Origin of the sequence: Methylobacterium persicinum (assembly GCF_022179525.1) — a bacterium.
Classification (GTDB): domain Bacteria; phylum Pseudomonadota; class Alphaproteobacteria; order Rhizobiales; family Beijerinckiaceae; genus Methylobacterium; species Methylobacterium persicinum.
On sequence record NZ_BPQX01000051.1, the window covers coordinates 70,116 to 76,528 of the forward strand.

5 protein-coding genes are annotated in these 6,413 nt (G+C 67.3%); 3 read left to right on the forward strand and 2 right to left on the reverse strand.

All coding sequences use genetic code 11. The annotated features are described in order from the left end of the window. Positions 1-135 precede the first annotated feature (135 nt). Entirely contained in the window at positions 136-1,749 is a 1,614-nt protein-coding gene (locus MFF22_RS19715) for a peptide chain release factor 3 (protein ID WP_238251454.1), read from the reverse strand. Between the two features lie 172 nt (positions 1,750-1,921). Between MFF22_RS19715 and MFF22_RS19720 the strand changes: the two genes are divergently transcribed. Then, positions 1,922-3,526 (forward strand): DUF1800 domain-containing protein, encoded by a 1,605-nt coding sequence (locus MFF22_RS19720; protein ID WP_238251456.1) that lies wholly within the window; start codon positions 1,922-1,924, stop codon positions 3,524-3,526. Continuing rightward, complete coding sequence (locus MFF22_RS19725; protein ID WP_238251458.1) at positions 3,523-4,695, forward strand: DUF1501 domain-containing protein; 1,173 nt, start codon at positions 3,523-3,525, stop codon at positions 4,693-4,695. The genes MFF22_RS19720 and MFF22_RS19725 overlap by 4 nt, the downstream gene beginning before the upstream one ends. A 25-nt stretch (positions 4,696-4,720) precedes the next feature. On the opposite strand, the gene MFF22_RS19730 is transcribed toward MFF22_RS19725, so the two are convergent. After that, positions 4,721-5,767 (reverse strand): threonine aldolase family protein, encoded by a 1,047-nt coding sequence (locus MFF22_RS19730; protein ID WP_238251460.1) that lies wholly within the window; start codon positions 5,765-5,767, stop codon positions 4,721-4,723. A gap of 252 nt (positions 5,768-6,019) precedes the next feature. Between MFF22_RS19730 and rpsU the strand changes: the two genes are divergently transcribed. Next, positions 6,020-6,349 (forward strand): 30S ribosomal protein S21, encoded by a 330-nt coding sequence (rpsU, locus tag MFF22_RS19735; RefSeq protein ID WP_238251463.1) that lies wholly within the window; start codon positions 6,020-6,022, stop codon positions 6,347-6,349. Positions 6,350-6,413 lie beyond the last annotated feature (64 nt).

The following is a 6,413-nucleotide window of genomic DNA, read 5'->3' on the forward strand; positions in this document are numbered from 1 at the left end:
GGGCTCCGGAGGGATCAACGCGTCCTGGAGCCCTCCTTCGAGGCCCGCTGGCGCGGACACCTCAAAATGAGGTGAACGGATTGGACCGATCGGTTTAACCAGCAGCCGGCCCAGATCCATCGCCGGCCCGGCAAATCACTCCGCCCGTTTCTGGTAATCCTTCACGTCGGTGAAGCGCACCTCCGGATAGCGCTCTTCCTCGTAGCGCAGGGAGAAAGCCGTCGAGGCCATGAAGACGGGGGCGCCGTCGAGGTCTCTGGCCATCGCGGAACCGTGGCTGTCCACGAATTTGTCGAGCTCCACGGCGGAGTCCGACGAAACCCAGCGGCACACCGTGAAGCGCGAGGTCTCGTAATCGACCGGCAGACCGTATTCCGCCTGAAGCCGCTCCTTCAGCACATCGAGCTGGAGGGCGCCGACGACGCCAACGATGGCTTGGCTGCCGTCATGCGGCACGAAGACCTGCACGACTCCCTCCTCGCCCATCTGCTGAAGGGCCTCCCGCAGCTTCTTCGCCTTCATCGCGTCCGTGAGCTTGATCCGCCGAAGAATCTCGGGTGCGAAGCTCGGGACGCCCCGGAACACGATGTCCTCGCCCTCCGTCAGGGTGTCGCCGATGCGCAGGGTGCCATGGTTGGGAATGCCGACGACGTCGCCCGCATAGGCCTCGTCGGCGATGGCCCGGTCCTGCGCGAAGAAGAACTGCGGCGCCGAAAGCGAGATCGGCTTACCGGTGCGCACCAGGCGCGCCTTCATCCCGCGGTTCAGCTTGCCGGAGCAGACCCGCATGAAGGCGATGCGGTCCCGGTGGTTCGGGTCCATGTTCGCCTGGATCTTGAAGACGAAGCCGGTCATGCGGCCCTCGGTCGGCTCCACCCGGCGCTTGTCCGCATCCTGGCCGCGGGGGGCCGGTGCGACCTTGGCGAGACCGTCGATGAGGTCGCGCACGCCGAAATTGCGCAGGGCCGAGCCGAAGAAGACCGGCGTCAGATGGCCCTCCCGGAAGGCGTCGAGGTCAAAGGCCTTCAAGCCGCCCTGAGCCAGTTCAACCTCCTCCCGCCACGTATCGGCGGCGCCGTTCTCTGTGAGCAGTTCGTCGAAGAGGGGATCCTCCGGACCAGAGACGGGCACGGTGCCGGCGTCGTCAGCAGCATCGAGGCGGCGCACCCGGTTCATGCCGAGTTCGTACGTGCCGGAGAAGTTGCGCCCGGTGCCGATGGGCCACGTCACGGGGGCGGCATCGAGCGCCAGCGTCTTCTCGATCTCGTCTAGAAGGTCGAACGGATCCCGCGCCTCCCGGTCCAGCTTGTTCACGAAGGTGACGATCGGGATGTCCCGGAGGCGGCAGACCTCGAACAACTTGCGGGTGCGCGCCTCGATGCCCTTCGCGGCGTCGATCACCATCACGGCGGAATCGACGGCGGTGAGGGTCCGGTAGGTATCCTCCGAGAAATCCTCGTGGCCGGGCGTGTCGAGGAGGTTGAAGACGCAGTCGCCGTATTCGAACGTCATCACCGAGGTGACGACGGAGATGCCGCGCTCCTTCTCGATTCCCATCCAGTCGGACCGGGTGGAGACGCGGTTGCGCTTGGCCTTCACCTCGCCGGCGAGCTGGATCGCTCCGCCGAAAAGCAGGAGCTTCTCGGTGAGCGTGGTCTTGCCCGCATCCGGGTGTGAGATGATGGCGAAGGTCCGCCGCCGGGCCACCGGATCGGCCCGAGGCGCCTCGGTTCGTGTCTGCATCAACATGGGATGGTCTTCGTCGCGCCTGTGCGGTCGGAGCCGGGTTTACCCCGCCCGCAGCGAGCGGCCAAGGGATTGCACCGTCTCTGTCACAAAGCGCAAATTTCCCGACACAGCGCGGACATTCCCGGCTCTCATCCTGCGCGAACTGCCCGAGGTGGGCGTGGGATAGGGGACGATGCCGCACCTTTCGACGGACACGCCGTTCTCCGCCCCGCGTGATCGCCGCGATGGGACGCGCCACAGGGCGATCGGCCATAGGCCGGCCCGTCGCGGCCGCACGACGCTGGGTTGGGTCGTGGCGCTCGCGCTGACTTTGACGGCTTCTCCCCTCGCCGCAGCCCCTTCCCCGGCCGAAGATGTCGCGTTCCTCGATGCGTTGACCTGGGGTGTCTCCCCTTCCTCCTTTGTCGAGCTCCGGGCGAAGGGTCGCGACGCATGGTTACGCGAGCAGTTGCATCCGCCGGTCGGCATGCGTCTCCCGCATGAGGCGGAGGCCGCCGTCGCCGCCTCGATGCCCCGGGACAGCCTCTACGAGCGCACGCTGTACCTCGAATCGTTCAAGCGCGCGGCGGATTCCGAGCCGGACCCTGAGGCCCGCAAAAACGCCCATCAATCCTTTCAGCTGCTCCTCCAAGGGGCCGCCCAGCAGGCCACCTCGGCGACAATCCTCCGGGCCCTGTACTCGCCCGATCAGGTTCGCGAACGGCTCACGTGGTTCTGGTTCAACCGGTTCAACGTGCACCAGGGCAAGGCGATGATCCGCGTCGGCATCGGCGATTACGTCGATACGGCGATCCGTCCCCACGCCCTTGGGCGGTTCCGCGACCTGCTGGAGGCGACCCTGCGGCACCCGGCGATGCTGCGCTACCTCGACAATGCCGAGAATGCCGCCGGGCACATCAACGAGAATTACGCCCGCGAGATCATGGAGCTGCACACGATGGGTGTCGGCTCCGGCTACACCCAGGCGGATGTAGAAGCCCTGGCGCGGATCCTAACCGGCGTCGGGCTCGCGCCGAACCGCGAGGTTATAAAGGTCCGGCCGGAGCATCAGGCCGACCTCGTGCGGGACGGGGTGTTCGTTTTCAACCCGAACCGCCACGACTATGGCGACAAGGTCTTCCTCGGCCGCGAGATCCACGGTCGTGGCTGGGCGGAGGTCGAGGAAGCCCTCGACCTGATCGCCCGCGCGCCGGCCACCGCCCGCAACGTCACCCGGGCACTGGCTTCCTACTATCTCGGCCATCCGCCCGACGACGCCCTCTCCCGCAAGCTCGCCGAGACATTCACGCGGACCGATGGCGACATTGCCGCTGTCATGGACGCCCTTGTCCACGATCCGGCTTTCGGCACGTCCCTGACCAGCCAATTCAAGGACCCGATGCGCTTCGTCCTCTCGGCTCTGCGCATGGCCTATGACGGGCGGGTGATCCTAAATACTGGGCCGGTCAACGGATGGCTCCATCGCCTCGGCGAGGGGCTGTTCGCCCGCACGACTCCGGACGGGTATCCCATCGACGCCGCCGCCTGGGCGGGGCCGGGCCAGTTTGCGGCCCGGTTCGAGGTCGCCCTGCAGATCGGCTCCGGACCCGGCGGATTATTTAAGCCGCCCGCCGGGGATGGGCCCGATGTCCCGGCCTACCCGCTCCTGGCCAACGGCCTCTACTTCACCGCCCTGGAAGGCAGCCTCAGCCCGGCGACTCGCTCGGTCCTGGCCCAGGCGATCTCGCCTCAGGACTGGAACACCCTCTACCTCGCCTCCCCGGAATTCGCCCGATGAACCGTCGCGACCTCTTCCGATCCGCCGCAGGCCTTGGCCTCTCCACTGTCGCCGGCCGTGTCTGGGCCGCGCCGAAGGCGGATGCCCGCCTCCTCGTCGTGTTCCTCCGCGGGGCCTACGATGCCGCCAACGTGGTGATCCCCACGGGCAGCGACTTCTACTACCGCGTCCGCCCGAACCTCGCCGTCTCCCGCCAGGACGCCCTGTCGCTCGACGGGGATTGGGGACTCCACCCGGCCCTGCGCGAGACGATCCTGCCGCTCTTCACCAAGGGCCAAGCCGCCTTCGTTCCCTTCGCCGGGACCGACGACCTGACCCGCAGCCATTTCGAGACACAGGATACGATCGAAATGGGCCAGACGGTGGGAGCGGCCCGGGACTACAATTCCGGCTTCATGGCCCGGCTGGCGGGCGAGCTGACGCGGGTGCGTCCGATCGCCTTTACCGAGCAGCTCCCGCTGATCTTCCGCGGCGGCCATGAGGCGGTGCCGAACATCGGCATCAACGGAATCGGCAAGCCGGCGATCGACGACAGACAGGTCAAGCTGATCGCGGCCATGTACCGTGACACGCCCATGGCGGCCGCCGTCACGGAAGGGTTCCGCGTGCGTGACGAGGTCTACCAGTCGATTTCGAACCACGCCGATCAGGCCGACCGGGGGGCGACGTCGCCGAAGGGCTTCGAACTCTCCGCGCGGCGAATCGGGCGGCTGATGCGCGAGACCTTCAACCTTGGCTTCGTGGATGTCGGCGGCTGGGATACCCACGTTAACCAGGGGGCGGCCAAGGGCTACCTCGCCGACCGCCTCGGCGAACTCGGCCGGGGCATTGCCGGCTTCGTGGAGGAGATTGGGCCGGCTTGGTCCGACACGGTGGTGGTGGTCCTGTCGGAATTCGGCCGGACGTTCCGGGAGAACGGGTCGCGGGGCACCGATCACGGCCACGGTTCCGTCTACTGGGTGCTGGGCGGCGGCGTACGCGGCGGGCGGATTGCCGGGCCGCAGGTCCGCGCCGACGAGGCCCACCTGTTCCAAAACCGGGACTGGCCGGTGCTGACCGACTACCGGTCCTTGTTCTCGGGCCTCCTCGGCCGCTTGTACAACCTCGACCAGAACGCCTTGAGACGCATCTTCCCCGGCAACGATCCAACGAACCTCGCGCTGATCTGAGGGGGAAGGGTCGGCGGCGCCCCGCTTAGGCCGCGGCCGCCGCCAAGGAGCGGAGGTCGGCGATCAAAGCATCGACCCGCGCCGGCTGCGCATCCCACCCGAACATGAAGCGGGCTCCCCCGCCGATGAAGGTGTAGAAGCGCCACCCCCGTCCGCGCAGCCCCTCCGCCATCGCGGGCGGCAGGCTCAAGAAGACGGCGTTGGCCTCCACGGGGAAAAGGTTGCGCACGCCCGGCAGTCCGGCCACCGCCGCGGCAAAGCGCTTGGCGCAGGCGTTTCCGTGGGCGCCGTTGCGAAGCCACGCGCCGCCTTCCAGCATGCCGACCCACGGGGCCGCGAGGAACCGCATCTTCGAGGCGAGCTGCCCCGCCTGCTTGCAGCGATAGCCGAAATCCTCGGCGAGCTTGGCATCGAAGAAGACCACCGCCTCGCCGGCATGCATGCCGTTCTTCGTGCCGCCGAAGCAGAGGACATCGACGCCCGCCCGCCAAGTCATGTCGGCGGGGCTGCATCCGAGGCTGGCGCAGGCATTTGCGAAACGCGACCCATCCATGTGGAGGGCGAGGCCAAGCCGGCGGCACTCGTCCGACAGGGCTCCGATCTCGGCGAGGGTGTAGACCTGCCCCGTCTCCGTAGGCTGGGTGATCGTCACGACTCGCGGCCGGGGGAAATGGATGTCACTGCGGTTCGTCGCCAAGGTGCGGATCGCCTGAGGCGTCAGCTTGCCGCCCTCCGTGCGGACGGTGAGCAGTTTGGAGCCGTTGGAGAAGAATTCCGGCGCCCCGCACTCATCTGTTTCGACATGGGCTGAGTCGACGCAGATCACGCTGTGATAGGATTGGCACAAGGCAGCCAGGGCCAGCGCATTGGCCGCCGTGCCGTTGAAAGCGAAGAAGACTTCGCACGGCGTCTCGAACAGCGCGCGGAACGCATCCGCCGCCCGGCTCGTCCATGCATCCTCGCCGTAGGCCGGCGCATGGCCGGCATTGGCCTTCGCCATCGCGGCCCAGGCCTCCGGGCAGATGCCCGAGTAATTGTCGCTCGCGAATTGCTGCGCGTTGTCGTCGATCATGGTGGTTCATAGCATCCCGCCGCGGGGGGAGGCCAACCGAACCCAACCGCCGGGACACTGCCAAGTCATCGGCGGCCATCTTGGAACTCGGTAGAGCTTGGTGTAGAAGGCCCACCAAGGCGCGTTCCACGTGCCGATTCGTGGACCGATCTTGGGTATCCCTCCCGGCCTGATCCGGGTGAGGGATTATGTCGGTTTACGCATCGGCGACTGGCCGCGCGTTCCACGACTAAGGCCAAAGGATCTTTTCCGTTGCAGGTACTCGTCCGCGATAACAACGTCGATCAGGCGCTCCGCGTCCTCAAGAAGAAGATGCAGCGCGAGGGCATTTTCCGCGAGATGAAGCAGCGCAAGGCTTACGAGAAGCCGTCCGTGCGCCGCGCCCGCGAGAAGGCCGAGGCCGTCCGCCGCGCCCGCAAGCAGGCCCGCAAGACCGCGATCCGCGAGGGGCTGATCGCCGCTCCGAAGCCCAAGCCCCGGGTTGCCGGCGCCGGTCGTCGTCCCGGCCTGCCCACCGCCGCCCAGGCGCAGACCAATCAGGGCCAGTTCTCGGCCGCCAACACCCCCGCCACCGCGGCCTGATTTCGTATCCCCGCCTCGACAGGCGGGGCCAGCGAGCCAAACGAAAAGCCCGGACCGTGATCAC

Coding starts and splice junctions, on each gene's coding strand:
- MFF22_RS19715 (WP_238251454.1), bottom strand. CDS start 1,749: ATGTTGATGCAGACACGAACCGAGGCGCCTCGGGCCGATCCGGTGGCC.
- MFF22_RS19720 (WP_238251456.1), top strand. CDS start 1,922: ATGCCGCACCTTTCGACGGACACGCCGTTCTCCGCCCCGCGTGATCGC.
- MFF22_RS19725 (WP_238251458.1), top strand. CDS start 3,523: ATGAACCGTCGCGACCTCTTCCGATCCGCCGCAGGCCTTGGCCTCTCC.
- MFF22_RS19730 (WP_238251460.1), bottom strand. CDS start 5,767: ATGATCGACGACAACGCGCAGCAATTCGCGAGCGACAATTACTCGGGC.